Origin of the sequence: Streptomyces sp. NPDC052496 (genome assembly GCF_040679095.1) — a bacterium.
GTDB lineage: Bacteria > Actinomycetota > Actinomycetes > Streptomycetales > Streptomycetaceae > Streptomyces.
On sequence record NZ_JBFAUH010000011.1, the window covers coordinates 139,114 to 163,731 of the forward strand.

15 protein-coding genes are annotated in these 24,618 nt (G+C 73.1%); 5 read left to right on the forward strand and 10 right to left on the reverse strand.

Annotated elements, in window-relative coordinates:
* Positions 1 to 879 (reverse strand): acyltransferase domain-containing protein, encoded by an 879-nt coding sequence (locus AB0L45_RS16865; protein WP_365840482.1) that lies wholly within the window; start codon positions 877 to 879, stop codon positions 1 to 3.
* A 432-nt stretch (positions 880 to 1,311) separates the two neighbouring features.
* On the opposite strand from AB0L45_RS16865, the gene AB0L45_RS16870 reads away from it, so the two are divergent.
* Positions 1,312 to 4,932, forward strand: coding sequence for a BTAD domain-containing putative transcriptional regulator (locus AB0L45_RS16870; protein WP_365840484.1), 3,621 nt, complete (start codon positions 1,312 to 1,314; stop codon positions 4,930 to 4,932).
* A gap of 36 nt (positions 4,933 to 4,968) precedes the next feature.
* On the opposite strand, the gene AB0L45_RS16875 is transcribed toward AB0L45_RS16870, so the two are convergent.
* Positions 4,969 to 5,571 (reverse strand): DUF3995 domain-containing protein, encoded by a 603-nt coding sequence (locus AB0L45_RS16875; RefSeq protein WP_365840486.1) that lies wholly within the window; start codon positions 5,569 to 5,571, stop codon positions 4,969 to 4,971.
* A 556-nt stretch (positions 5,572 to 6,127) separates the two neighbouring features.
* Here AB0L45_RS16875 and AB0L45_RS16880 point away from each other — a divergent pair.
* From AB0L45_RS16880 to AB0L45_RS16895, 4 genes are all read left to right on the forward strand, one after another.
* On the forward strand, positions 6,128 to 7,999 hold the full coding sequence (locus AB0L45_RS16880; protein ID WP_365840597.1) for an FAD-dependent monooxygenase: 1,872 nt from the start codon (positions 6,128 to 6,130) through the stop codon (positions 7,997 to 7,999).
* 467 nt (positions 8,000 to 8,466) lie between these two features.
* Positions 8,467 to 8,883, forward strand: coding sequence for a cysteine/serine endopeptidase inhibitor (locus AB0L45_RS16885; protein ID WP_365840488.1), 417 nt, complete (start codon positions 8,467 to 8,469; stop codon positions 8,881 to 8,883).
* Positions 8,884 to 8,992: 109 nt separating this feature from the next.
* Complete coding sequence (locus AB0L45_RS16890) at positions 8,993 to 12,286, forward strand: glycosyl hydrolase (protein ID WP_365840490.1); 3,294 nt, start codon at positions 8,993 to 8,995, stop codon at positions 12,284 to 12,286.
* Between the two features lie 274 nt (positions 12,287 to 12,560).
* Complete coding sequence (locus tag AB0L45_RS16895; protein WP_365840492.1) at positions 12,561 to 12,800, forward strand: chaplin; 240 nt, start codon at positions 12,561 to 12,563, stop codon at positions 12,798 to 12,800.
* Between the two features lie 119 nt (positions 12,801 to 12,919).
* Here AB0L45_RS16895 and AB0L45_RS16900 read toward each other — a convergent pair whose 3' ends face one another.
* The 8 genes from AB0L45_RS16900 to AB0L45_RS16935 all read right to left on the reverse strand — a co-directional run bounded on the left by AB0L45_RS16900 (position 12,920) and on the right by AB0L45_RS16935 (position 24,592).
* Complete coding sequence (locus tag AB0L45_RS16900; protein ID WP_365840494.1) at positions 12,920 to 13,522, reverse strand: chemotaxis protein CheB; 603 nt, start codon at positions 13,520 to 13,522, stop codon at positions 12,920 to 12,922.
* Between the two features lie 9 nt (positions 13,523 to 13,531).
* A complete protein-coding gene (locus tag AB0L45_RS16905; protein ID WP_365840496.1) occupies positions 13,532 to 14,383 on the reverse strand; it encodes an SDR family NAD(P)-dependent oxidoreductase in 852 nt (283 codons plus the stop codon).
* A 39-nt stretch (positions 14,384 to 14,422) separates the two neighbouring features.
* On the reverse strand, positions 14,423 to 15,514 hold the full coding sequence (locus AB0L45_RS16910) for a glutamate--cysteine ligase (protein WP_365840498.1): 1,092 nt from the start codon (positions 15,512 to 15,514) through the stop codon (positions 14,423 to 14,425).
* An 83-nt stretch (positions 15,515 to 15,597) separates the two neighbouring features.
* Positions 15,598 to 16,581 carry a 2,3-diaminopropionate biosynthesis protein SbnA gene (sbnA, locus tag AB0L45_RS16915; protein WP_365840500.1) on the reverse strand — a complete coding sequence of 328 codons (984 nt, stop codon included), beginning with the start codon at positions 16,579 to 16,581 and terminating at the stop codon, positions 15,598 to 15,600.
* Positions 16,582 to 16,660: 79 nt separating this feature from the next.
* Complete coding sequence (gene sbnB / locus AB0L45_RS16920) at positions 16,661 to 17,764, reverse strand: 2,3-diaminopropionate biosynthesis protein SbnB (protein ID WP_365840502.1); 1,104 nt, start codon at positions 17,762 to 17,764, stop codon at positions 16,661 to 16,663.
* Positions 17,761 to 18,768, reverse strand: a complete 1,008-nt coding sequence (locus AB0L45_RS16925) for a TauD/TfdA family dioxygenase (protein WP_365840504.1) — start codon at positions 18,766 to 18,768, stop codon at positions 17,761 to 17,763. The genes sbnB and AB0L45_RS16925 overlap by 4 nt, the downstream gene beginning before the upstream one ends.
* A gap of 120 nt (positions 18,769 to 18,888) precedes the next feature.
* Positions 18,889 to 22,029: an amino acid adenylation domain-containing protein gene (locus AB0L45_RS16930; RefSeq protein ID WP_365840506.1), complete on the reverse strand. Its 3,141-nt coding sequence runs from the start codon at positions 22,027 to 22,029 to the stop codon at positions 18,889 to 18,891.
* A 16-nt stretch (positions 22,030 to 22,045) separates the two neighbouring features.
* Positions 22,046 to 24,592, reverse strand: a complete 2,547-nt coding sequence (locus tag AB0L45_RS16935; RefSeq protein ID WP_365840599.1) for a Pls/PosA family non-ribosomal peptide synthetase — start codon at positions 24,590 to 24,592, stop codon at positions 22,046 to 22,048.
* Between the last annotated feature and the right edge of the window lie 26 nt (positions 24,593 to 24,618).

Below are 24,618 nucleotides of genomic sequence, written 5' to 3' on the forward strand. Positions count from 1 at the left end.
TCAGGTCCTGCTTCCGAGAGGAGCGGGCGGGGTGGCGGCGGCCCGGATCTTTTCCACCATGCGCAGCAGTGACTTTCCGCCCACCTCTTCGCATTCCGCGCCGGGGTCGACGGAAAGGAGGTGGCGGACACTGTCCGTCCAACGCACCGGTTCGACCAGCTGAGCGCTCAGCGTGGCGACGACGGCACCTTTTTCGTACGGCCGTCCGGTGACGTTGGCGATGACTGCGGGGTCCGGGTCCGCGAAGGTGAATTTCCGCAGGAATTCCTGGAATTCGATACGGGCGGGCTCCATGTAGCGGGAGTGGAAGGGGGCGCTGACGCGGAGCGGGGCGAAGCGGATCTTCCTGCGCTCCAGAGCGGCGTGGACGGTGCTCAGCAGTCCGGACGGGCCGGCCACGACGATCTGTTCGTCGGTGTTGTAGCCCGCCACGTCGATGCCGTCGATGCCTTCCTGCGCAAGGATGTCGGCCAGCCGGGACGCGGAGGTGTGCAGCACGGCGGTCATTCCGCCGCCGGACGCCGCGGCCATGAGTTCACCACGTTTCTTGACGAGTCTGAGGCCCGTCTCGAAATCGAAGGCGCCCGCCGCCAGAAGGGCGTTGTATTCGCCGAGGCTGTGCCCGAGATAACAGTCGGCCGGCCGGGCCTCGCGCCGCGTACGTTCGAAGGTGAGCAGCGCGTTGACGGTGTAGAGCGCGGGCTGGGTGTACTGCGTCTGCGAAAGCAGACCGTCCGGATCGTCGCGGCACAGCGCGACGAGGTCGTATTCCAGGAGGTCGCAGGCGAACCGGGTGAGACCGGGATAGCGTCCGAAGACGTCCGCCCCCATGCCGCGGAACTGCGCCCCCTGGCCGGGAAAGAGGATCGCGAAGCGCACGGTACCCCTCAGACGGTCGCGGGCCGTTGGACGGCCGGGTGCCCGGTACGGCGCGTACCGCGGTGCGCCGGGTGGTGGCCGGCGCTGCTGTCGTGGCCTTCTGTGTGCATGTCGTCCCTGTTCGCGAGGTGGTTACCGGTTCGGTGCGACGCACCCGCCCGGGACCGGCGACGGTGATCGGCCGGACCGGCGGGCGGTTGCCGCCATCGTGCGTCAGCCCCCTTGCGACCCCCTGGTCAGGACGCCTGCCCGCCATCGCACCGCGGCTTTCCGCTTTCTTGCCGTTCCGCTTGCCGAACCCTTGCCGTTGGCCGGTTGCCGATCTTTTGAACGTCTCGCCACATATGCCATGATCACGTTCCGGATGGACCTGGTTACCGTCCGGTACTCTCCCCCCGCACAGCCGCCGGCGCGAGAACGATTGGGACCGACATGTGCACACCCCACACCCCGCCCCCCACACCTCTGCCGGAACCCGCCGCCCCCGTCGGGCCCCGGCCGGCCGACCCCGGCCCCGTACTGCGCGTCCTCGGCCCGATGTCGGCACGGCTCGGCAGCGAGGACCTGCCGCTCGGCCCGCCCCGGCGGCGCGCCCTGCTGGCCCTGCTCCTCATACGCCTGGGCAGGGTCGTGCCCACCGAACTGCTCGTCGAGGAGCTGTGGTGCGAGGGGCCGCCCCGGCACCCCGTCGCCACGCTCCAGAGCCACCTCTCCCACCTGCGCCGGGTGCTCGCCCCGGCGGCCGGCCAAGGCGCTTCGTCCGTCCTGCGCTACCAGGCGCCCGGGTACGTGCTCCAGCTCGCCCCGGAGCAGGTCGACGCGTTCCGCTTCGAGCGGATGGTGGCCGACGGGCGGCAGCTGCTGGACCGGCGTGATCCGCGCGCCGCCCGCGACCTGCTCACCGAGGCCCTGGAGCTGTGGCGCGGCTCGCCCTACACGGAGTTCGGCGCCCAGCCGCCGCTCTCCGACGAGACCGCCCGCCTGGAGCAGGTGCGGCTCACCGCGCTGGAAGCCTGCGCGGAGGCCCGGCTCGCGCTCGGCGCGGCCGAGGAGGTGGCGGCCGAACTGGGCCTGGAGGTACGCCGCCACCCGACCCGCGAGCGCCTGGTCGGACATCTGATGACGGCACTGTCCCGGCTGGGGCGGCAGGCCGAGGCGCTGGAGGTGTACGAGCGGACGCGCTGCCACCTGGTGGAGGAGTTCGGCGTGGACACCGCCGCCGAACTCCAGCGGGTGCACACCGCCATCCTCCGTCAGGAGCTGGACGACGGGAGGCCGGCGGCCGGGGCCGGGGCCGCGGCGGCTCCGGACGCCGGCGCGTCGTCGGGGGCACAGCCCAGCTCATCCGACTCCCCCTCATCACTCACATCTCTCGCACCACCCAATTCATCCGGCCCATCCGACCTGTCCGGCTCATCGAGCGCTCCCGGCTCATCGGCCACCCCCGGCTCCCCCACCCCGTCCCGGATGAGGAAACCTCCCGCGCAGCACCCCCCGGCCGACACACCCGCCTGCCCGCCGGAAGCCGCGGCCGCGCCGGTCCGCGCCATCGGGGCGCACCGGCCCGCCCGGGGCTCCGGCGCGGGGGCACCGGACCGGAGCACGGCGGTCTCGGGACCGGCCAGGGGCGCGCGGGCGGCCGGGCCGCGGCGCGTGCACGGCGTCGGCCGGGTCACCGCCGGTCGGCCGGCAGCCACCGCGGACGACTGCTCGCGCCCCGAAGGAGGCGCGGCGCCCTGGCCGTTCACCGGGCGGGACCAGGAGCTGCACCGCCTGGTCACCGCGTCGGCGAGCGCGACCGGCGGGCACGGGCACGTGGCGTGCGTACTCGGCGCCGCCGGGGTCGGCAAGACGCGGCTGCTGATGGAGCTGGCCCCGGCGCTGGAGGAGGCCGCCGGCGACGCGCTCGACGTGGTCTGGAGCCACTGCTTCCCCGGCGAAGGCGTACCGCCGTACTGGCTGTGGACGCAGGTGCTGCGCCACCTGTCGGCCACCCGGCCGGACGCCTTCCGCACCGCGACCGCGCCCTTCGACACGCTGCTCACCCCGGTGATGCCCGAGCGGTCGGCCGGGCCCGGCGGGCAGGGCCACGAGGACGACTGGGCCCAGGCGCGGTTCCTGACCCACGACGCGGTGTGCGAGGTGCTGCTCGCGCTCGCCGCCGAACGCCCGCTGGTGCTGCTCCTGGAGGACCTGCACTGGGCCGACGCGGCCTCCCTCGACCTGCTGCGGCTGCTCGGCACCCGGCGGCAGGGGCACCGGATCAGCATCGTGCTGACCGCCCGGGACTTCGAGGCCGACTCCGACGCCACGATCCGCCGGGTGCTGGCCGACATCCTCCGCGGCCCCAGGACCGAGACGCTGCGGCTCGGCGGGCTGTCGCGCAGCGCCGTCGCGTCCCTGGTGGAGGCGCAGGCCGGGCGCGGGGTCGGCGCGGACGTCGTGGAGGCGCTCCACCAGCGCAGCAAGGGCAACCCGTACTTCGTCATGCAGCTCCTGTCGCTGCTCGGCGACGCGCGGCGGCTGCACGACGCGGACGCCACCGACGTCCTGCTGACCCAGGTGCCGACCGGGGTGCGCGAGGCGCTGCGGCAGCGGTTCGCCGCGCTGCCGGAGCAGGCCCTGCGGGTACTGCGGCTGTGTGCCGTGATCGGCACCGAGGTGGACACGGACCTGCTGCACCGCACCGCCGTCGAGGACGAACCGGTCGCCTCCTCCCTGGAGTCGGCGATCCGGGCGGGCCTGCTCGGGGAGGACCCGCACCACCCGGGGCGGCTGCACTTCGTCCACGCGCTGGTCCGTGAGACGCTCCTGGACGTTCTCGCGCGCGATGAGCGTCACCGGCTGCACGCCCGGGTCGCCGAGTCGCTCAGCGCGCGCGTCGGCGGGCAGGCCGGCGACGAGGAGTTCGAGCGTCTGGCGCACCACACCTGGCACGCGCAGGACGCGCTGCCCGCCCGTCAGGCCCTCCCCCGGCTGTTACGCGCCGCCGAACAGGCCGAGCAGCAGCTGGCGTACGAGAAGGTCGAGACGTGGCTGCGCCGGGCCGTGCACCTGGCCGGCCTGCTGCCCCGTGACGACGCCTCGGCCCGCGCGTTGGAGCAGCGGCTCTACATCCAGCTCGGGCAGCTGCTCGCCACGGTCCGCGGGTACGGCGACGCCGAGGCGGAAGCGGCGCTCAGCCGGGGCCGCGCCCTCGCGGCGGTCACCCGCGCGCCCGAGGACCCGTCGGTGCTGTGGGCGCTGTGCTCGGCGTACCTGGTCACCGGCCGCTACGACGAGTCCCGGCAGTTCTCCCGGCTGCTGCGGGACATCGGCAGCCGTACGCGGCATCCGGTGGCGCTGCTCGGCGCGGCGTACGGCAAGGGCATCGCGCTGCACGTGCGCGGCCGGCTGCCGGAGGCGCTGGCGGAGCTGGAGCGCAGCGTCGGGCTGGCGGATCGTTTCGCCCTTGAGGGCCGCACGCTGGCCCGTACGTTCCAGCACGACCCGCGGGTCTCCTGCCGGTCCTACGACGCCTTCACCCACTGGATCCTGGGCGACCGCGACACGGCGAGCTCCCGCCGCCGCCAGCTGCTGGGCCTGACGGCGTACGAGAGCCGGCCCTCCGACCGGTCCTTCGCCCTGTACGTGGACTCGGTGCTCGCGGCCTGGGAGGGCGACGCCGACACGGCGCACGCCTCCGCCTCCGAGGGGGCACGGCTGGCGGAGGAGCACGGGCTCCTGTACTGGGCGGCGATGCTGCGCCTGACCGAGGGCTGGTCCCTGGCCCACCTGGGCCGCGGCGACGAGGGACTGGCCCTGATGCACACCTCTCTGGCCGAACTCCGGCCCTCCCGGTCCCATTTGCGGCTGCCCCTGCACCTCGGTCTGCTCGCCCAGGCCGAGCACCACGCGGGCCGCCGCGAGGATGCCGCCGCCACCCTCCGCAAGATGCTGGCCGTCATCGAGCACCGCCGCGAACACGTCTACCTCCACCCCGCCCTCCCCACCACCACACTCCTGCACACCCTCCTGGACCGGCACCTGACCGACCTCGCCCTCTCGGGCTGACCACCGCACCGGAAACCCAGAGCCGGGGAGAGCCCGTCAGCCGACCCCGGTGATCATCGACGCCAAGGACAGGAGCAGCGCGCCCAGTGCCCCCACGACACCGTGCAGCCGCACGTCACCGCGGACATCCAGGCGGCGGACGTACCGCACGGTGGCGACGGCGAACGCCAGGCCGCCGGCGAGGAACCACGGCCCCCACAGGAAGAGGTACCAGCGGGTCAGCCCGGCCAGGCCGGGCGCGACCGTGCGGGTGCCGGCCTCGACCAGGGCACCGTGCACGACGAAGAGAGCACCGTGCCAGGCGAGCAGCACCGCCGCGCCGCCGCCGCAGAACGCCAGGAGCCGGCCGGCCCACCTGCCGCGCCGGCGGGTCAGACCGACACCGATCAGGGCCCCGAACACCTTCAGGAACCCGGTCACCCACAAGACCGCCACGAACCACGGCACCCGGTCCTCGGCCAGCCGCACCAGGTCCGGCGACACCGTCGTCCGCGCGCCGGACGTGCACCCCGTCGCCCAGACGAAACTGGGTACCGCGAACAGGAGCCCCCACACCGCGACAGCGATCCCCGGCCACAGGCACGCGGCCCCCCGCACGGCCGGACGCGCCGCGTCGTCCACAGCCACCTTGATCGTCATGTCTCCATCGTGGCCGGATCACGCCGGTGGAGGGTCATCCATGCGGATGATCACCCTCCGCCGTGCGGGCTAGCACGCGTATCGCCGAGGTGAGCCCGGAAGGGGCCATGGAATGATCTTGAAGGCGTGATCGCCTGGCCCGTCGCCCGTTCGGCTCAACGACGTTGGTGGCGATGTTGAGCTGATGCCACCGCATGAGCCGCATCTGTTCTTTCTTCTCGCCGACTCGGGGTGAGGTGGCGTGGGCATCCGGGATGACGGACTGCCATGAGACGATCTGTGCGGGCATCCACGACCGGATGAGCGCGCTTGCGCGGGCGGGCCTGCTGCGGCTGCTGGAGGAGCGGGACGCGGACGGCACCACGCCCTACAACCGGGTGAAGAAGCCGGCCCAGGCCCCGAGCTGGTCGCACTTCGAGCGGCTGCTCACTCACTCTCCTCGGCGACGCTGCTCAAGCGGCTGCGGTCAGGGTCGGGGTCGGGGTCGGGGTCGGGGTCGGGGTCGGGGTCGCGCAAGAATGCCACCTGCACCGCGTTCCGCGAGGTCGGCCACGTCATCCGCACCGTACAACTGCCGCGATATCTGACGAACGCCCCACTTCGCCGACGGGTGACCGCGGCGACGGACAAGGTCGAGTCCTTCAACCGGTTCTTCCAGTGGGTCGGCTTCGGCAACCCGGGCGTCATCGCCGACAACGACCCCGTCGAGCAGGAGAAGGCGCTGAAATGCAGTGCTTTGTCGACGAGCGCTCCATCGTCCTCAGCGCTGTCCGTGCTGACCCCATTCTTCTCACGAGGCTGGTCCCTTGACACCTCGGCGCCTTTTTGGCCTCTTGGACCCTCGGTCATAGTCGGCGCCATGGACTATGACGTGGACGTAGTGGTGGCCGGAGGCGGCCCGGTCGGCCTGATGCTGGCCTGTGAGCTGCGGCTCGGGGGCGCGCGGGTGGCCGTCCTGGAGCGCCTCACCGAAGTGAACCCGACGATCAAGGGCGGGGCGATCACCACGCCCAGCGCCGAGGCGCTCTACCGCCGGGGCATGCTGCCCGCGCTGGCCGAGGTGCAGCGGCAGGCGATGGACCGCTTCCAGGCGTTCCTGCGCGAGCGGAACGACGGGGACGGCGGCGGGGCCGCGGGCCAAGGGCTCGGAATCGTCGGGCATTTCGCCGGAATCATGCTGCGCGCCGACCTGGTCGACCGTACGGAGCCGGGCCTCGGCGACGCCGGGCCCGCCGCCGAGATCGCTTTCGTGGCGCAGCAGGACATCGAGCGGCTGCTCGGGGAGCGGGCGGACGAGCTCGGCGTCGACGTGCGCCGGGGAGTGGAGCTGACCGGCTTCGACGCGGACGACGGGGCCGTCACCGTGCGGACCAGCCACGGAGCCGTACGCGCCGGCTGGCTGGTGGGCTGCGACGGCGGCCGCAGCGCGGTCCGCAAGCTCGCGGGGTTCGCATTTCCCGGTACGGACCCGGAGATCACCTGTCACCAGGCGGTCGTGGAGATGACCGGCGCCGAGGACCTGAAGGTCGGCTGGACCGCCACGGACACCGGGGTGTACGCCCACGGGCCGATGCCGGGCCGCGTCGTCACCGTGGAGTTCGACGGCCCGCCGGCCGACCGGGACGCGCCGGTCACCGCCGAGGACCTGCAGGCTCGGCTGCGCCGCGTGTCCGGCGTGGACGTCACGATCACCGGGGTGCGGACCGCGACCCGCTTCACCGACCACGCCCGCCAGGTCACCGAGTACCGCAAGGGCCGGGTGCTGCTGGCGGGCGACGCGGCACACGTGCACTCCGCGTTCGGGAGCCAGGGGCTGAGCCTGGGGATCGGGGACGCGATGAACCTCGGCTGGAAGCTCGCCGCGGTGATCGGCGGCCGGGCGCCGGAAGGGCTGCTGGACACCTACACCGCCGAGCGGCACCCGGTCGGTGCGTGGGTCCTGGACTGGACCAGGTCCCAGGTCGCGGCCATGCGCCCGGACCCGCAGTCCCGGGCCCTGCGCCAGATCCTCAGCGACCTGGCGGAGACGGTCATGGGCACCACGTACCTCACCGCGCGGCTCAACGGTGGCGGCGTGCGGTACGAGCTGCCGGGCGAGCACCCGCTGATCGGCCGCAGCGCCCCTGACCTCGAACTCACCGATGGCAGCCGCCTTGCGGACCACCTCCACGGCGGCCGGGCGCTCCTGCTCGACCTCACCGACGACCCGGAGCTCCGGGCCCTCGCCGCGGGGTACGCCGGCCGTGTCGACACCCTGACGGCCGGCTGCCCGTCCCGCCCGGACCTGGCCGCGGTCCTCGTCCGTCCGGACGGCTTCACGGCCTGGGCAGCCGACGCGGGGGCACCGGCGCCGGCATCGGCGGCCGGGCCGGCGGAGGCGCTGGAGGACTGGTTCGGAGTGCCGGAGGGTGCGATGACGCCAGGCTGATCCGCCGCTCCGCTGACTGACTCGAACCACGAGCCGATCCCCCCCACGGCCGCCGCACCCACCCGGTGTGGCGGCCCGGAGTGCTCGGGCACCACCCTGGCCACGGGCACAAGGGCTAAGCAGGGCTCAGGGGAACTCACGGGATGTCGCGCAGCACGGGGTCGCGGCGGACGCGTACCGTCCGTTCCGGGCCAAACCAGTCGCACATATCCGCGACTTCAGGACATCTGACCCCATTGGGGGTTGTGGGGCGGCCGCGGTCCATGACACTCATGTGATCGGGAGTGCTCCGTGGGCTGTCGCCCCGGGCAGTCGCCGCGCCGGGGAACCGGGCGCGCGCCGCCGACGACAACGCGTCGGTGACTCCCCGCCGTTGCGCAACGCCGGGCGCCCCGCGCTGCCCGGTACCGGCAGCTGCCCGAGAAATCCCCCCGGAACGTACCCGGACAGACTCGGAGGAGACGATCATGCGCGTATCCAGGCACTGGAGAACGGTGGTCTGCGGCGTGGCCGCCGTCACCGGCCTCGCCCTCGGCACCGGGACGGCCCAGGCCGTGCCGATCGGCCAGACCATGAACGGCAAGATGACCTACTACAACGACAAGGGCTACGGCGCCTGCGGCACGTACATCGACGCCGCCACCCAGGACCTGGTCGCCGTCTCCGCGTCCTGGTGGACCTCGCCCAACCCGAACAACGACCCGCTCTGTTCCGGCGTCAAGGTGCAGGTCACCTACAACGGCAGGACCATCACCGTGCCGGTCAGGGACAAGTGCCCCTCCTGTGCCTCGACGCACATAGACCTCAGCCAGGCGGCCTTCCGCAAGCTGGTGCCGGCGGGCACCGACATGGTCCCGCAGGTCAGCTGGAAGTTCGTCCGCTGAACCGGCCGCGGCCGGCCGCTTGAGATGATGCGGCCGGCCGCGGCGGAGCGGGCCCGACGGGCACCGGTGCGCTCTCGCGCCGCCGCGCCTGCCCGCGGGTCCGCTCCGGGTGCCACCGACAACGCAAGCGGCTCGCACGGTACGCATCGACTCTGCCGCGCTGCTCGTCAAGGCCGCGGGGCTGCCCGACATGCCCCGCGACGGCGGCCCGCACCCCTTCCACGGCCGGCCGGAGCCGCACGGCCTCTACCGCTCCTGGCGGCGGCCGGCCGACGAGTACGGTGTCGTGCTGATCGGGGAGATCTGGTTGCCCGACGCCGAGCGCTTCGCCCGTTACCTGCGCCCCGCCGAGCTGCACACCGCCTTCACCTTCGACCTCATGGCCCGCCCCTGGGACGCGGCCGAGCCACGGGCGTCCATCGACCTGACGCCGGCCGCGCACGCCCCCGTCGGGGCTCCCGCCACCTGGGTGCTGGCCGACCACGACGTGACCCGTACGGTCACCCGCTACGGACGGTCCGGCGACACCGGATTCGCCTTCGGACGCAAACGCTTCGGGATCCCCACCGACCTCGGCCTGGGCACCCGCAGGGCTCGCGCCGTCGCGCTGCTCACCCTGGCCCTGCCCGGCTCCGTCCACCTCCACCAGGGCGAGGAACTGGGCCTGTCGGAAGTGGACGTCCCCCGCGAACTGATCCAGGACCCGTGCACGCCCGCTCCGGCGGCGTGGCCCCGGGCCGGGGCGGCTGCAGCGTCCCGCTGCCCTGGAGCGCCGACGGTGACGGCCCGAGCTGGCTGCCGCGCCCGGCGGACTGGGCGCGCCACACGGTCGAACGGCAGGCAGCCGACCCGGACTCGGCCGCCGCCCCCTCTCCCCACAGAAGGGAACATCATGAGCACCGCACCTCATACCCCGAGGCACACCACGCCACGCGGCAGAGCCTGGCGACCCGCGCTGGCCGCCCTGCTCGGCGCCGGCCTGCTGCTCTCCAGCGGGCAGACGGCCTCCGCCGCGACCGTACCGGGCAGTACGCCGGGCAGTGGGGCAGCCGGCGGGAGCACCGCTCCCCTCCCGCTCCGCCTCAGCGGCGAGGAAGCCGCCCGCGCGCACGACGGCGACCCGGCCTCGTACGCGAAGGGCAGCGCCGCCCGCTGGCTACGGGCCGACCTCGGCGCGACCCGCCGCCTGGACCGGGTCGAGATCGACCTGCCCGGCGCGGCCCAGCAGGTCCGCCTCCAGGGCTCCGTCGACGGCCGCGACTTCGTCGACCTGTCCGACACCCGGGCCCGCCAGGGCAAGGTGACGCTGCCCGTGGGCGGCGCCCCGCTGCGCCACCTCCGCATCGTCGGCGCTCACCGCGTCGGCGAACTGGCCGTGTACGGCGCTTCTTCGGGCGACACCACTCCCCCGCAGGCCCCGCGCTCCCTACACTTGCACGGCGCGACGCTCAGCTGGGACCACGCTCCGGGCGCCGCCGGATACGACGTCTACGCCGACGGCCGGCTGCGTACCGCGCTGCCCGCGACGGCGACGCACTGGCAGGACACCACGGCGCCCGGCGGCACGGCGCGGCAGACCGTCTACACGGTGCGGGCCCGGGACGCGGCAGGCAACCAGTCCCCTGACAGCCGTACGGCCACCCGTACCGTTCCCGCAGGCACCGGCTCTCGGAACGCCACCTTCGCCGTGCGGCACGACAAGCCCCGGCCCCGCTCCCCGCAGGCCGAGGCCACCACCGGCGCCACCATGCCCTACACCACCATCGAAGCGGAATCCGGCACCACCGGCGGCGGCGCACAGGTGGTCGGTCCCAACCGCAAGATCGGCGACCTGGCGGGCGAGGCCTCGGGCCGCAAGGCCGTCACCCTCCGGCAGACCGGTCAGTACGTCGAGTTCACCACCCCGGTCGCGACCAACACCCTGGTCACCCGCTTCTCCATCCCGGACGCCCCGGGCGGCGGCGGGACCGCCGCGAAGCTGAACGTCTACGTGGACGGGCAGAAGGCCAGGCCGTTCGAGCTGACCTCCAAGTACGCCTGGCTGTACGGCCCCGAGGCGGCCCCGGTCAACGACCCCGGCGCCGGTCCGGCCCGGCACATCTACGACGAGGCGCACCTCGACCTCGGCCGTACCGTACCGGCGGGCAGCAGGATCCGGCTCCAGAAGGACGCCGACAACCCCTCCTCGTACGCCATCGACTTCCTCGACGTCGAGCAGGCCGCCGCGGCGCCGAACCCGGACCCGCAGGCGTTCGTCCAGCCGGCCGGGTTCGGTCACCAGGACGTGCAGAACGCGCTGGACAGGGCCCGGATGGACACCACCGGACGGATCAAGGGGGTCTATCTGCCGCCGGGTGACTACCAGACGTCCGGCAAGTTCCAGGTCTACCTCAAGCCGGTGCGGGTGATCGGCGCCGGCCCGTGGTACACCCGCTTCCACGCCCCCGCCGGGCAGCAGAACACCGATGTCGGCTTCCGCGCGGCCGACGGCGCCGACGGTTCGGCGTTCTCCGGCTTCGCGTACTTCGGCAACTACACCTCGCGCATCGACGGCCCCGGCAAGGTCTTCGACTTCCAGCACATCTCCGGCATCACCATCGACAACATCTGGGCCGAGCACATGGTCTGCCTCTACTGGGGTGCCGACACCGACCGGATGACCCTGAAGAACAACCGCATCCGCAACACCTTCGCCGACGGCCTGAACATGACCAACGGCTCCAGCGACAACCTGGTGACCAACAACGAGGCCCGGGCCACCGGCGACGACTCCTTCGCCCTCTTCTCCGCGCTCGACGCGGGCGGCGGTGAGCAGTCGGGCAACGTCTACGAGAACCTCACCTCCAAACTCACCTGGCGCGCGGCCGGCCTGGCGGTCTACGGCGGCCAGCTCAACACCTTCCGCAACATCCGCGTGGCGGACACCCTGGTCTACGCCGGTGTGACCGTCTCCTCGCTGGACTTCGGCCTGCCGATGAACGGCTTCGGCCCCGGACGGACCACGTTCGCGAACCTCGACATCGAGCGCGCGGGCGGCCACTTCTGGAACGGCCAGACCTTCCCCGGCATCTGGCTCTACTCCGCGTCGAAGCCCTTCCGCGCGATCCGGGTCGACGGCGCCCGGATCACCGACCCGACGTACCACGGCATCATGTTCCAGACGAACTACGTAGGCCAGCAGCCGCAGAACCCGGTGCAGGACACCGAGTTGAGCAACGTGACCGTCTCCGGCGCCAAGAAGAGCGGCGACGAGTACAGCCACAAGTCCGGCTACGGGATCTGGGCCAACGAACAGGGCCCGGGTCCGGCCGTCGGCCAGGCCACCTTCCGCAACCTGACCCTCCGCGACAACGCGGAGAACATCCGCAACACCACCTCCACCTTCACCATCAACGTGCACTGACGGCCCGCTCCCCGGCCGGGCCGCCGTCGGCTCCCGCGGCGGTCCGGCGCGGTTCCCGGCCGCCCGCGGAACCCGGAAACCGGGCCCTGACCTGGACTATTAATACGCTGATTCGATTCACCCTAAATAGAGTGAATACCTTCCGTTTCTCGCGACAAGCGGCGCCACATCGGGTTGAGTGGGTGTCCGGCGGCCCACCAGCCGTGACGGCGGGCACCGTCTGCCCCCGCCAGGCCGCCTGTCCTTTTTCTCAATGTACGAGGAGCAACATTCCATGTCGCGTGCCATCAAGACTGCCGTCGCCGCCGCGGGAACCTGCGCCATCATCCTGGGCGGCGCGAGCCTCGCGACTGCCGACTCCGGGGCCCAGGGCGCGGCGCTGAACTCGCCGGGCGTCGTCTCCGGCAACACCGTGCAGGTCCCGGTCCACGTGCCGGTCAACGTCTGCGGCAACACGATCAACGTCGTCGGGCTGCTCAACCCGGCCTTCGGCAACACCTGCGTCAACGACTGACGTTGACGCCCTGACACGCCACCCGCCCCCGGCGGGGCGGCGTGTCACCCCCCGGTGCGGGACGGCTTCGCGGCCGTCCCGCACTTTTCCTGTGCTCTCCCGCACGGCGCCGTGCCGGGTCAGGACTGCTGCCCGCAGCGGGCGAACGCGCGGATCATCGCCTCGATGTCGTGCAGGCCCAGCACATGGTCCACGACGCTGGTCTCCAGCGTGGCCCGGGGCATGCCGGGGTAATCGGCGGAGTCCGGGTCCTGCACCACGACGGTGCCGCCGCCGGCCTTGACGGCCCGGGCACCCACCGCGCCGTCCCGGCCGGTCCCGCTGAGCACGAAGGCCCAGGCGCGGTCCCCGTAGGTCTCGGCGACCGAGGTGAAGAGCCGGTCCGCCGCGGGCCTGACCCAGTTCACCCGTTCCGTGTCCGACAGGGTGAGGGTGCCCTCCGGCCCGATGAGCAGATGCCGGTCGGGCGGGGCCAGGTAGACCCGTCCGGCCCCGGCCCGCTCGCCGTCCCGGGCCAGCGTGATCGGCACCCGCGTACGCCGCTGGAGGATCGTGTCCAGCAGCGTACGGTGGCGCGGGCTCAGATGCTGTACGACCAGCGTGGGCACCGGTGGGCCCACGGCGAAGGAGCCGAAGAGCTCCAGCAGCGCGAACACGCCCCCGGCCGAGGCGGCAATGGCCACCACGGCGCAGCTCTCGTCGATGCGCCGGGGCTCCGCCATACCGCGACCCTAGCGCCGGCCGGGCGCCGGCGGGGACAGCACCGTGGGGTTCTCCCCGTCGAGGATCCGCTGGGTCCGGTGCTTGATGTGGTCCCGGTACTCCGGGTGGGTCAGGACGTAGAAGCGCTCCTCGCGTATCGCCCGTACGACCTCGTCACCGATGACGCGCGGCCGGACCCCGAACTCCTTGAAGGCCTGCCGGGCCGCGTCGACCGACCAGGTGCCCGGCACCGGTCCCGCGTCGGGGAAGCGGGCCGGCCGGTTCCGCTGGGAGTGGTAGATATCCGTGTCGACCAGCCCGGGGCACAGCACGGATATCCGGGGCCTGCTGCCGCTCTCGACGAGTTCGAGGTGCACCGTCTCCGACAGGGAGACGACGGCGGTCTTCGTCGCCCCGTACAGCGAGCCGCCCGGCAGCAGGCCGGCCATGGAGGCGGTGTTGACGATGTGCGCCTCCTCGTTCTGCTCGATCATGACGGGCAGGAAGGTACGGATGCCGTGCACGACACCCATCAGGTTCACGCCGAGGATCCACGCCCAGTCGTCGAGGGTGCTCTCCCAGCTCGGCTTGCTGCCCGTGTAGACCCCCGCGTTGTTGCACAGCACGTGTACGGCGCCGTACGTCCGCAGGGCGGAGTCGGCGAGCGCGGTGACGTCCGCCGCGTCCGCCACGTCGGTGACGACGGCGTGCACCTCGGCGCCGGCGTCCCGCAGCTCCGCCGCCGTCCTGTGCAGCGCCGCCTCCTCCACGTCGCTCAGCACCACCCGCATGCCCTCACCGGCGAACGCCTCGGCCATGCCCCGGCCGATGCCGCTCGCGGCACCGGTGACCACGGCGGTCCTGCCCCTCAGCTCGCGCATGTCCCCTCCGATCGCGGCCCGGCCACGTGCGAGCCGGTGTCAGTCGAGCGTACGGCGCACGCACTCGGTGACCACCCCGCGCAGACTGCCCGTGCTGCGCAGCAGCTCCCGTTGCACGCGGGCGCCGTTGCCGGTCTTCAGCAGGGCGGCCAGCGCCTCCTGTGCGGGCATGAGGTCGCCACTGTCCTCCAGGGCGTCCCGTACGTGGTCGAACAGGGCCCGTACGACGGCCTCGGCCGGGGCCGGACGCATCGTGACCGGGTGGATCAGCTCACCTTCCAGCCCCGACCGGGCGGCCCGCCAAGCCGCCAGGCGCAGCAGCGCGACGGTGTGGCGGGTGGGCGGGACGCCGTCGTGCCACTGGCGTACGGAGGTCTCCACCAGGCCACGGGTCAAGGTGGCCAGCAGCACGGTGGTGGACGGGTCCAGGCACACGTCGGCGACCCGGGTCTCGACGGTGGGGTACGAGCGGGACAGCCGCGCGTCGAAGTAGACCATGCCCTCGTCCTTGAGCACGCCGCTGGCCGTCATGTCGGCGACCTGTTCGTGATAGCGGTCGGCGGTGCCGAACACCTCGACGGGCCCGGCCGACGGCCAGCGGTCCCACACCCGGTTGCGGTAGCTGCTGTACGTGCTGTCCTCGCCCTGCCAGAACGGTGAGTTCGCGCTCATCGCCAGCAGGACGGACAGCCAGGGCCGCATCCGGTCCAGTGCGGCCACGCCCTCCTCGTCGGAGTCCACGGAGACGTGGATGTGGCAGCCGCACGTCAGCTGTTCCTGGGCGGTGAGGCCGAAGTGTCGGGCGAGCCACTGGTGGCGCTCGCCGCTGCCGATGGTCGGGCTCACCTCCAGCGGCGAGGTCGCCAGGGCGGCCACCGAGGCCCGCAGGCCCTCGGCGTGGCGCGCCGCCTCCGCCCGCCACCGCCGTATCTCCTTGGCCAGGTCGCCCATGTCCGTCTGGGGCCGGGTGGCGAACTCCAGCTGCTGCCGGTGCAGCTCGCTCTCGAAGACCTCCTCGTTGCCCAGCGGATCCCGCGAGGCTGCCGCGAGGACCGCCGCCGAGAGGGCACGCGGCTCACCGGTCCGCGCGTCCACCAGCAGCAGCTCCTCCTCCACACCCACACTGCGCACGTCGTCCGCCCTTTCTCCGCCTCCGGGATGCCGCTCGCGTACCCCGGCCCCGGCCGCTCACGCCCGGTGACTTTCCGGGCACCTCACGCCGAGCGGGCCCCCGCCAGTCCGTCGGCGGCGAGCAGCTCCTCACCGTAGACGTCCCGCAGCCAGGCGGGCCGGTACACGGTGTCGAGGTAGCGCTCGCCGAGGTCGGGGGCGATGGCGACGGCGGTCAGGCGGTGCGGGTGCCGGCGGCTGAGCCAGGCCGTGGCGCCGCTGACGACCGTGCCGGTGGAACCGCCGAACAGGAAGCCGCGCCCGGCCAGGCGGTGGCAGGTACGGATGGTGTCCGTCTCCTCCACCCGCACGACCTCGTCGACGAAGGAGGCGTCGAGCAGGTGCGGTGGGACGCTGGTGCCCAGGCCGGGGATCACCCGGCGGCCCGGGACGCCCCCGAAGGACACCGAGCCGACGGTGTCCACCGCGACGACGCGCACCGGCCGGTGCCAGGTGCGGAAGTAGCGGGCGCAGCCCATCAGCGTCCCGGTGGTGCCGGCGCCGACGAACAGCACGTCCAGGTGCGGGAACTGGCGGGCGATGGCCGGCGCCGTGCTGCGGTAGTGCGCCTTCCAGTTGTCGGGGCTGGTGAACTGGTTGAGCCAGACGTAGCGGTCGTCCGTGGCGGTCAGGCGGCGTACGTAGTCGATGCGCGCGCCGAGGAAGCCTGTGCGGGCGTCCGGCTCGGTGATGACGTGCACCTGACTGCCCAGCGCCTCCATCATCCGCCGGGCCGACAGGTTGCAGCGGGCGTCCGTCACGCACAGGAATCCGTAGCCCTTGCTCGCCGCGATGATGCTCAGCGCCACGCCCAGGTTCCCGGACGACGACTCGACCAGGGTGGCTCCCGGGGTGAGCACGCCGTCGCGCTCCGCGGCCGCCACCATCTCCGTGGCGGCCTTCAGTTTGATCGAGCCGGCGAAGTTGAAGCCCTCGCACTTCAGGTACAGCGGATGCCCGAACGTCGCCCGCAGGTCGACGTAGAGGTCCTCCTCGTTGAAGTCCAGCGGCAAGGATATGACTGGCACTTTGTCCCCCCTCGTTCTGCAGTGCATGCAGTCGTTCAGCCGGGCCGGCGCGGCCGGTTCTCCTGGACCGGCGCCGCGTTCATCCGTACCGGCGCAGTGCGTGGAAGAAGCCGTCGATGTGGCGCAGGCCGCCGGAACGGGCGACCTCGTCGTGGACGAAGGCACCGACGGCCAGGTCGAGCACCCCCAGGCCGAAGGGCGAGAAGACCACCGTCCGGTCGCCGGGCACGCTCACCCGCCCGGCCAGCACGTCCGCGATGGTCCCGGTGACGAAGCCGCGGTGGCCGGTGAGCTGTTCGGCCAGGTGGGGCGAGGTGCCGGCGCGCAGGCAGTGGTCGGTGTCGTCGACGATGTCGGCCGCCGTGAGCAGGATCTCGGGGGCCAGGTCGCGCAGGGAGATGTGCAGCACCAGCGGGTGGTGCGCGAACCACGACAGGTCGCTGACGTGCGGCCGGGCGGCGACGGTGGCGAAGACGACGAGATCGCTGGTGCGGATCAGCTGTCCGGGGTCGGTGTGGAGGGTGACGTGGGCCGGGGCGGCGCCGGTGGCCGGTGAGAGTTCCTGGTGCGTTCCGGCCGCCGTTTCCAGGTACGTACGGAAGCCCGCCGCGCTGTCGGCGGACACGTCGTACAGTCCGATCTCCTCGAACTGCCAGCCGGTGGCGGCCAGGAAGGTGTGGACGTAGCGGGCGATCAGGCCGGTGCCGACGAAGCCGACACGGCGCGGGCGCGGGCGGCCGCGGCTGAGCCGGCCGGCCGCCGACGCCGCGGAGGCCGCCGTCCTGGTGGCGCTGATGACCGAGCCCTCCAGGCAGGCGTACGGGTACCCGGTGGCGTGGTCGTTGAGGATCAGCACCGCCGAGGCCCTGGGCAGCCCCGCGGCCACGTTCCGCGGGAAGCTGGAGATCCACTTGAGGCCGTCCACCGGCGCACGTCCGCCGATCGAGGCGGGCAGCGCGATCATGCGGGAGTCCGGGCGGTCGGGGAAGCGCAGAAAGTACGACGGCGGGACGACCGTGTCACCGGCGCCGTGCAGCCGGTAGGTGGCTTCGACCAGCTCGACGATCTGCCGTTCGCGGCCTAGCAGGGCCTGTTCCACCTGGGCGCCGGAGATCACCGCGAAGGGCGGTGCGGTGGGCGGCGCGTCCGGCCCGGCCGTCCCGGCGGGGCGGGTGAGCGTCATGACGCGATCGTCTCCCCTCCGGGTGCGCAGGCGGCCGGGTGCACCGCGTCGGTCATCGCCATGAGCACTTCGCGCGGCCCTTCGTAGGGCTCCCTGCTGTGTGCCGTACGGAGGTTGTCGACGAGCATCAGGTCGCCCGCCTGCCACGGCTCACGGGCGGTGTGGGCTTCGTAGACGGTGTTGAGCAGCTGGACGACGTCCTCGCCGATCGGGTCGCCGCCGCCGTAGCGGGTGTCGAACGGCAGCGCGTCGGCGCCGTACATGTCGGTCAGGTACTCACGTACCTCGGGGTCCATCGTCCAGGCGTTGAGGAAGGCGATCTGGTTGAACCAGCAGCGGTGGCCGGTGACGGGGTGGCGGAGCACGGCACCGCGCCGCTGGCGGGTGCGCAGGCCGCCGTCGGGCTGCCAGGCGAAGTCGATGGCGTGGCCGCGGCAGTAGCGTTCTACGGCGCGGCGGTCGTCGGTGCCGAACGCCTCGGTCAGGGAGGCCCCGACCTCGTCGTGGTAGCTCCTGGTCAGCAGCCAGCCCTCCCGCTCGAAGCGTGTGGTCAGCTCGGCGGGCAGCGCGTCGAGGACGGCCGCGGCGTCGGCGACCCCGGTGGCCCCGCCGCTGTCCGGTGCGCCGAGGCAGGCAAGGAGCAGCAGACCGGGGACCGTAAGGGGGTAGCTGAGTTCGTGGTGCATGCACATCGGCTGGTAGGGCGGCCACTTCGCGGAGGAGTACACGCCGTCGGCGTACTCCCGGCGCGGTGCGAAGGCTTCGCGTTCCGTGAGCAGGCCGGTGGCCAGCTGCCGGAAGACGGCACCGGCCTGGTCGGCGTCGTGCAGCGCGAGGCCGCGCACCAGGACCGCGCCGTGCTCGACGGTGAGGGCGCGCAGGCTGTCGCGGTACCCGGCGGCCCAGCTCGCCGCGTCGCCGGTGGGTTCGGCGAGGAGGACCGGGGGCGTGCCGGGGAGCAGGTTCAGGTCGAGCGGCGGTGGGGTGGCGGGTGGGTGGGGCATGGGAGGGCCTTTCGGGTGGGGTGGTGGTCGTTCGGGCGGTCAGGTCTGTCGGAAAGGTCAGGGCCGTCGGGAGGGCCTGGGCCGTCGGGAAAGCCAGGGCCGTCAGGCGGCTCGGGCTCTTCAGGTGGGTGTGCGGAGTCCGGCGGCGCGCAGGACCGCGCGCGCCGTGTCGGCCGGCCGGGTGCGCGGGAAGTAGTGGCCGCCGGTGGTGAGGACGTACAGGTCGACGTGTTCGGCCAGCGGCCCCCAGTCCCGGTACCGGTGCCGGAAGCGCGCCGTGTGCGGGTCGTCGGCGGCGACGACCGCGGTGACCGGCGTGGACAGCCGCACGGTGGGCGGGGCGGCCAGGGTGTCGGCGAGGTAGTGGTGAGCCGGTCCGCCGCCGGCGGCCTGCCCGCCGGTGCTGTCACCGGGCAGCCGCGCGCCGATGAACAGCCGTCGGGCCGCCGCACCGCGCTTCTCCAGTTGCCGGGCCACCTCCATCGCGTACGCGGCCCCCGAGGAGTGCCCCCACAGCAGCGGCCCGGTCAGGCCGAGCCGGACGATGTCGGCGACGGCCCGTGCGGCGGCCCGCTCGACGTCCTGCGCCGGTGACGCGGGCGGGCCGGCCGGTGGCGCCGCGTCGGGTCCGGGCAGTCCGACCGCGTAGACGGCTCGCCCGCTCGCGCGCAGCGCGTCGGCCAGCGGCTGGAAGGCCGCCGTGTCACCGCCCGTCCAGGGGAAGCACACCAGGGCCCCGTCGCGCGCGCCGTCCGTCTCCGTCAGCGGCCGCAGCAGCTCCGGATCCGGCTGTGACCTGCGGTCGAGCACCTGCGCCAGGTCGGCCAGGACCGGGTGCCGGGTGACGTCCTTGAGGGAGACCGCGCGGTCCAGGAGGATCGCCAGTTTCACCGCGGCCAGTGAGGTGCCGCCCCGGTCGAAGAAGTGGTCCCGGCGGCCGACGCGGTCCGGCGGGACGCCGAGCGTGGCGGCCCACGCGGTGGCGAGCCGCCGCTCGGTGGGCGTCTCGGGCGTGCGGTGGCGGCGGTCCGGGGCGTCGAGTTCGGCGGCGAGCGCGGCGAGGGCCTTGCGGTCGGTCTTGCTGTTGGCGGTCAGGGGCAGCGTGCCGCCGCGCCAGTGGAAGGCCGACGGCACCATGTACGCGGGCAGCGACCGTGCCAGCCGGCTGCGCAGCGCGTCGCTCCTGAGGGACCGCGGGCCGCAGTAGAAGGCCACCAGCCGCGCGTCCTGGCCGGCCCGTCCGGTGACGACGACGGCGCCGTCGCGGACGCCGGGCACGCGCAGCAGGGCGTTCTCGACCTCGCCGGTCTCGATGCGGAAGCCGCGGACCTTGACCTGCGCGTCGCGGCGGCCCAGGAACTCCAGTTTCCCGTCGGGCCGCCAGCGCCCGAAGTCCCCGCTCCGGTAGAGGCGCTGTCCGGGGCGGTGCGGGTCGGTGCCGAAGCAGGCGCGGGTGTGTTCGGGGTCGTTGACGTAGCCGCGGCCGACGCAGACGCCGGAGAAGACGATCGCGCCGGGGGCGCCGAGCGGGACCGGTGCCAGGTGCTCGTCGACGACGTAGAGCCGCACGTTGCCGACGGGCGGGCCGAGCGGCACCCGGGGCCCTTCCGGCGCGCGGCGCATGACCTCGTGGTTGGTGTCGTCCGAGGTCTCGGTCAGCCCGTACGCGTTGACCAGGACGATGCCGGGCTGGGCGGCGAACCAGCGCCGCGCCGTCCCGGCCTTGAGCTCCTCACCGGTCGCGGACACGTACCGCAGGTCGGGCAGGGCGCGGGGGTGCTGCTCCAGGTAGGACAGGATCGCTTCGAGGTACGACGGTACGACCTGGAGGACGTTCACCCGGCCCTCGGTGATCCGGTCGACGAACCGCGGCACGTCCAGCACCGTGTCCTGTTCGACCAGCAGGGTCCGGCCGCCGGCGAGCAGCGCGGCGAGCAGCTGCCACAGCGAGATGTCGAAACATTGGGGCGCGGTCTGGGCGACCACCTGCCCCGCGCCGATCTCCAGGTCGTCGATCTTGGCGTAGAGGTGGTTGAGCAGGCCCGCGTGCTCGCACATCGCTCCCTTGGGCTCGCCGGTGGAGCCGGAGGTGAAGTAGAGGTACGCGAGGTGGTCCGCCGCGACCGGGACACCCAGGTCGCTCTCGGCGTCGGCGTGGTCCTCCGCGTACGCCGTGCCGACGGTCAGGCGCCGGACCCCGGGCAGGGTCTTCAGTGCCTGGTCGAGGGTGCCGGTGCTGCCGTGTTCGGTCAGTACGAGGGCGCAGCCGGCCCGGGAGAGGACGGTGGCGATGCGGTCGGCGGGGAAGTGCGGCTCGATCGGCAGGTAGACGCCGCCCGCCTTGAGGACGGCGAGGACGGCGGCCAGCCAGTCGAGATTCCGCTCGGTGACCACCGCGACGACGCCTTCCCGGCGCAGCCCGCGGGCCAGCAGGGCCCGGCCGAGCCGGTTGGCGCGTGCGTTGAGTTGCGCGTACGTCCAGCTGCCGGTGCCCTGGACGGCCGCGACGGCGTCCGGGTGCGCCGCTGCCCGCTGTTCGAAGAGTTCGTGCGCGCGGTGGTCCGGCAGGTCCCTGCGGGGGCCGGCGAGTCCTTCGAGCTGGTGGTGGAGTTCGGCGGCGGACAGCAGGCTCTGCCGGGCGTGTTCGGCGTGCGGGTCGGCGGCGATCAGGGCGAGGGCGGTGCGGTGGTAGTCGGCGATCCTGGCGGCGCACTCCTCGTCGAGCGCCTCGGTGCGGTGGCGCAGCCGTAAGGTGAGACGACCGCGGCCCGAGGTGAGGCCGGTCGACAGGACGACGCCGTCGGGGAGCCCGCGGCCGGTGCCGTGCGGGTCGAAGACCGCCTCGGACAGCGGGGTGTCCAGGCCCGGTTCGCCGGCCGGCAGGTTCTGGTGCGCCAGGAGGCGCGACTCGGCACGGCGGGTGTGCAGCACCAGGGCCCGCCACGAGCCGGGGGCGGCCGTCAGCCGGCAGGGCAGCGGCCGGCCGCCCGCCGCCGTGACGTAGCCGGTGGTGACCTCCTGCTCGCCGGTCAGTGCGGCGAGCACCTTGACGTGGGCCGCCAGCAGTACGGAGCGCAGCGGCACCGCCAGTTCGTCCGCGACGCGCCGCAGGTCCGCCACGAGGCCGTCCGGGACCACGGTCCGGTACTCGGCCAGGCCCGGCACCGGGCGGGCCGACCACCGGGGAAGGACGGTACGGCCGCCGCCGTCGAGCACACCGCGCCAGAACTCGCGGTCGGCTTCCTCCGCTGACCATGTCATCGGTCTTCCTCCGCTCTCAGTCCGTGCGCTCGGGGTGGGGTGCTGCCGGTGGACCGCTCGGTGCGGCGGGTGCGGCGGGTGCGGCTGTCTCGGACGGGTGCCGGGCGGGCAGGGCGTGGCCGGCGGGCAGCTCCCTGGCGGGGTTTCCGCCCCATCGCGCGTCCGGGGGCATCTCCTCGCCCTTCATGAGGAAGGAGTCGGGCGCGAGCGACGCGCCGTCGCCCATCGTGACGCCGTAGTGGACGAGCGCCCCGGTGCCGAGGGTGCAGCCGGAACCGATGACGGTGCGGTCGGACTTGAAGGTGCCGTCCTCCTGGGAGTGGCACTGGACGGTGCTGCCCACGTTGAGGGTGCAGTGGTCCCCGAGGGTGACGAGGGAGCGTTCGGGCATGTCGCAGCCGTCGTCGTACAGCCGCCGTCCGAGCCGTACGCCGAGGGCCCGCCAGAACAGGCTCTTGAAGGGGGTGCCGTTCAGGAAGCGGGAGGGCATGGCGTGCAGCTTCCAGAAACGTTCGTGCCGCCAGAAGTACGGCGTGTAGATCGAGCAGTACCGCGGCGTCTGGCGCCGGAACCCGGTGACGGCGCGTTCGACCCCCACGGAGTACGCGACGGAGCAGAGCACCGCGAGGAGCGACGCCACCGCGACCGCCACGGCGCCGAACGTGCCGTACAGATCGGCGGCGGCCCAGGCGAGCAGGGTCAGGACGTAGACGTGCGCCCACCGGACCAGCAGGTACAGGCCCATCGTCCGGAGGTTGTAGGCGTTCTTGGCGGCCAGGTGGCGCCGTAGCGCTTCGCCTTCGCGCAGGTGGTCGAAGGCGGCGTCGCGCTCGACGGACCGCGGGATCTCGAAGCAGGGCGAACCGAGGAGGCCCACGCCTTCCCGCAGGGGCCCGTCGACGGGGACGGCGACCTTCGTCGCGAGGAGGCAGTTGTCACCCGTCCGGCCGCGCGGCGGGTAACAGACGGTGTTGCCGAGGAAGTTGTGCGGCCCGATCACGACGCGGGAGAGCCGGAAGGAGGTACGGGAGTACTCCGCGTTCATCAGCGACAGGCCGTCGGCGGCCATCGTCCCGCTGCCGACCGAGCTGAGGTACGGGGACTCGTGCTTGACGCCGGTGCCGAAGTTCGACCCCGTCTGCTCGACGCGGGACAGGTCGTACCCGAGACGGCTGAGGTAGGCGACGATGTAGGAACTGTCGCCGAAGAGCGTGGTGAAGAACTTGACGTTGGTCATCCGCGCGACCGTGCGGTGCAGCGAGTAGTGCAGGCCGTAGAGCCGGTAGGTCCGGCCCGGTTCGAGGGCGAGGTGGAGCAGCCGGGGCACCGTGACGACCACCAGCAGCCCGGCGGTCAGGCCGCCGAAGAAGAGCAGTGCGGAGGCGGCCAGGGCCTCGCCGTAGAACGACCAGCTCGTCAGGGCCAACGCTCCGGGGTCCAGCAGCGAGGCGAGCTGCGGCACTCCGGCCAGCAGCATGCTCACGCCGCCGATGGCCGGCGGCAGGTACACGAGCAGGGTGGTCAGCAGTTGCAGGGCCGCGTAGGCCACGCGCGGTGTGCTGCGGCCCGCCGCGTCGAGCGTCCGGTAATCGACCGCCGTACGCTGCGCGGGCGAGCCGTGCCAGCGCTCCCCCGCGGGCACCTCCTGGCCGGTGTGGAGGGCGGAGGCGTGGCCGAGCTGGGCGCCGTCGCCCAGCGACGTCCCGATGTCGAGCACCGTCGCCTCACAGACGAGCACGTCCTTGCCGAGGACGACCGGGCCGGTCCGGATCACCCCGGCGTGCGCCCGGTAGCAGGTGAGGTACGCGTCCTTGCGGACGACCGTGCCGTCGCCGACGGTCAGCAGATCCGTGCAGACGGGTACGTGCCTGGTCAGGATCGTCACGTCCCGCCCGATCTTCGCGCCCAGTGCCCGGAGGTAGCCGGTGTAGAGCGGCGAGCCGGTGAACAGGACCAGCGGGCTCGCCTGGACGAGCGTCCTGACGATCCAGAAGCGGACGTACGCCAGGCTCCAGACCCGGATGTCCCGCGGCGTCCAGCGTCCGACGAGCACCCATTTGGCGAGGACCGGGAAGGCACACAGCCCCGCGAACACCGCGGCTCCGAGGACGGCCGCCCGTACGTAGCTGTCGCCCGCGCCCGACGCGGCGGACATCCAGGTGTAACCGCCCGTGGTGACCACGGCGGCGAGGTAGGAGTAACCGAGGAACGCCAGGAGTTGCAGGGTGCCGCACAGGAGGTACGCGAGGGTGCTGACGGGGCGCGGCGGGGCGGCCGGCGGGGCCGGTGGGGCGTCGGACACGGCCGGGGCCGGCGCCGGGGGCGCAGCCGGTGTGGTCTCGGTGAGGGCCGCCGCCAGGCCGGTGATGGTCGGGTGCCGGTAGATGTCCTTCATCGACACCGACGGCAGGCCGGGGCGCTTCCTGACCCGGGCGCAGAAGTGGGCCATGACCAGCGAGTCGGCGCCCAGGTCGGTGAAGAAGTGGGCGTCGGCCGGGACGCGTTCGACACGGAGGACGTCCGCGAGCACCGCGGCGAGGGCGGGGGCCGCCGGGGCGGCCACGGCGGCCGGTCCGGACGGTTCAGCCG

Bases quoted from the DNA above. Each gene is read 5' to 3' on its own strand.
- AB0L45_RS16885 (WP_365840488.1), top strand. From the start codon at position 8,467: ATGCGCGTATCCAGGCACTGGAGAACGGTGGTCTGCGGCGTGGCCGCC.
- sbnB (WP_365840502.1), bottom strand. From the start codon at position 17,764: ATGACGCTCACCCGCCCCGCCGGGACGGCCGGGCCGGACGCGCCGCCC.
- AB0L45_RS16900 (WP_365840494.1), bottom strand. From the start codon at position 13,522: ATGGCGGAGCCCCGGCGCATCGACGAGAGCTGCGCCGTGGTGGCCATT.
- AB0L45_RS16905 (WP_365840496.1), bottom strand. From the start codon at position 14,383: ATGCGCGAGCTGAGGGGCAGGACCGCCGTGGTCACCGGTGCCGCGAGC.
- AB0L45_RS16930 (WP_365840506.1), bottom strand. From the start codon at position 22,029: ATGACATGGTCAGCGGAGGAAGCCGACCGCGAGTTCTGGCGCGGTGTG.
- AB0L45_RS16925 (WP_365840504.1), bottom strand. From the start codon at position 18,768: ATGCCCCACCCACCCGCCACCCCACCGCCGCTCGACCTGAACCTGCTC.
- AB0L45_RS16870 (WP_365840484.1), top strand. From the start codon at position 1,312: ATGTGCACACCCCACACCCCGCCCCCCACACCTCTGCCGGAACCCGCC.
- AB0L45_RS16895 (WP_365840492.1), top strand. From the start codon at position 12,561: ATGTCGCGTGCCATCAAGACTGCCGTCGCCGCCGCGGGAACCTGCGCC.
- AB0L45_RS16875 (WP_365840486.1), bottom strand. From the start codon at position 5,571: ATGACGATCAAGGTGGCTGTGGACGACGCGGCGCGTCCGGCCGTGCGG.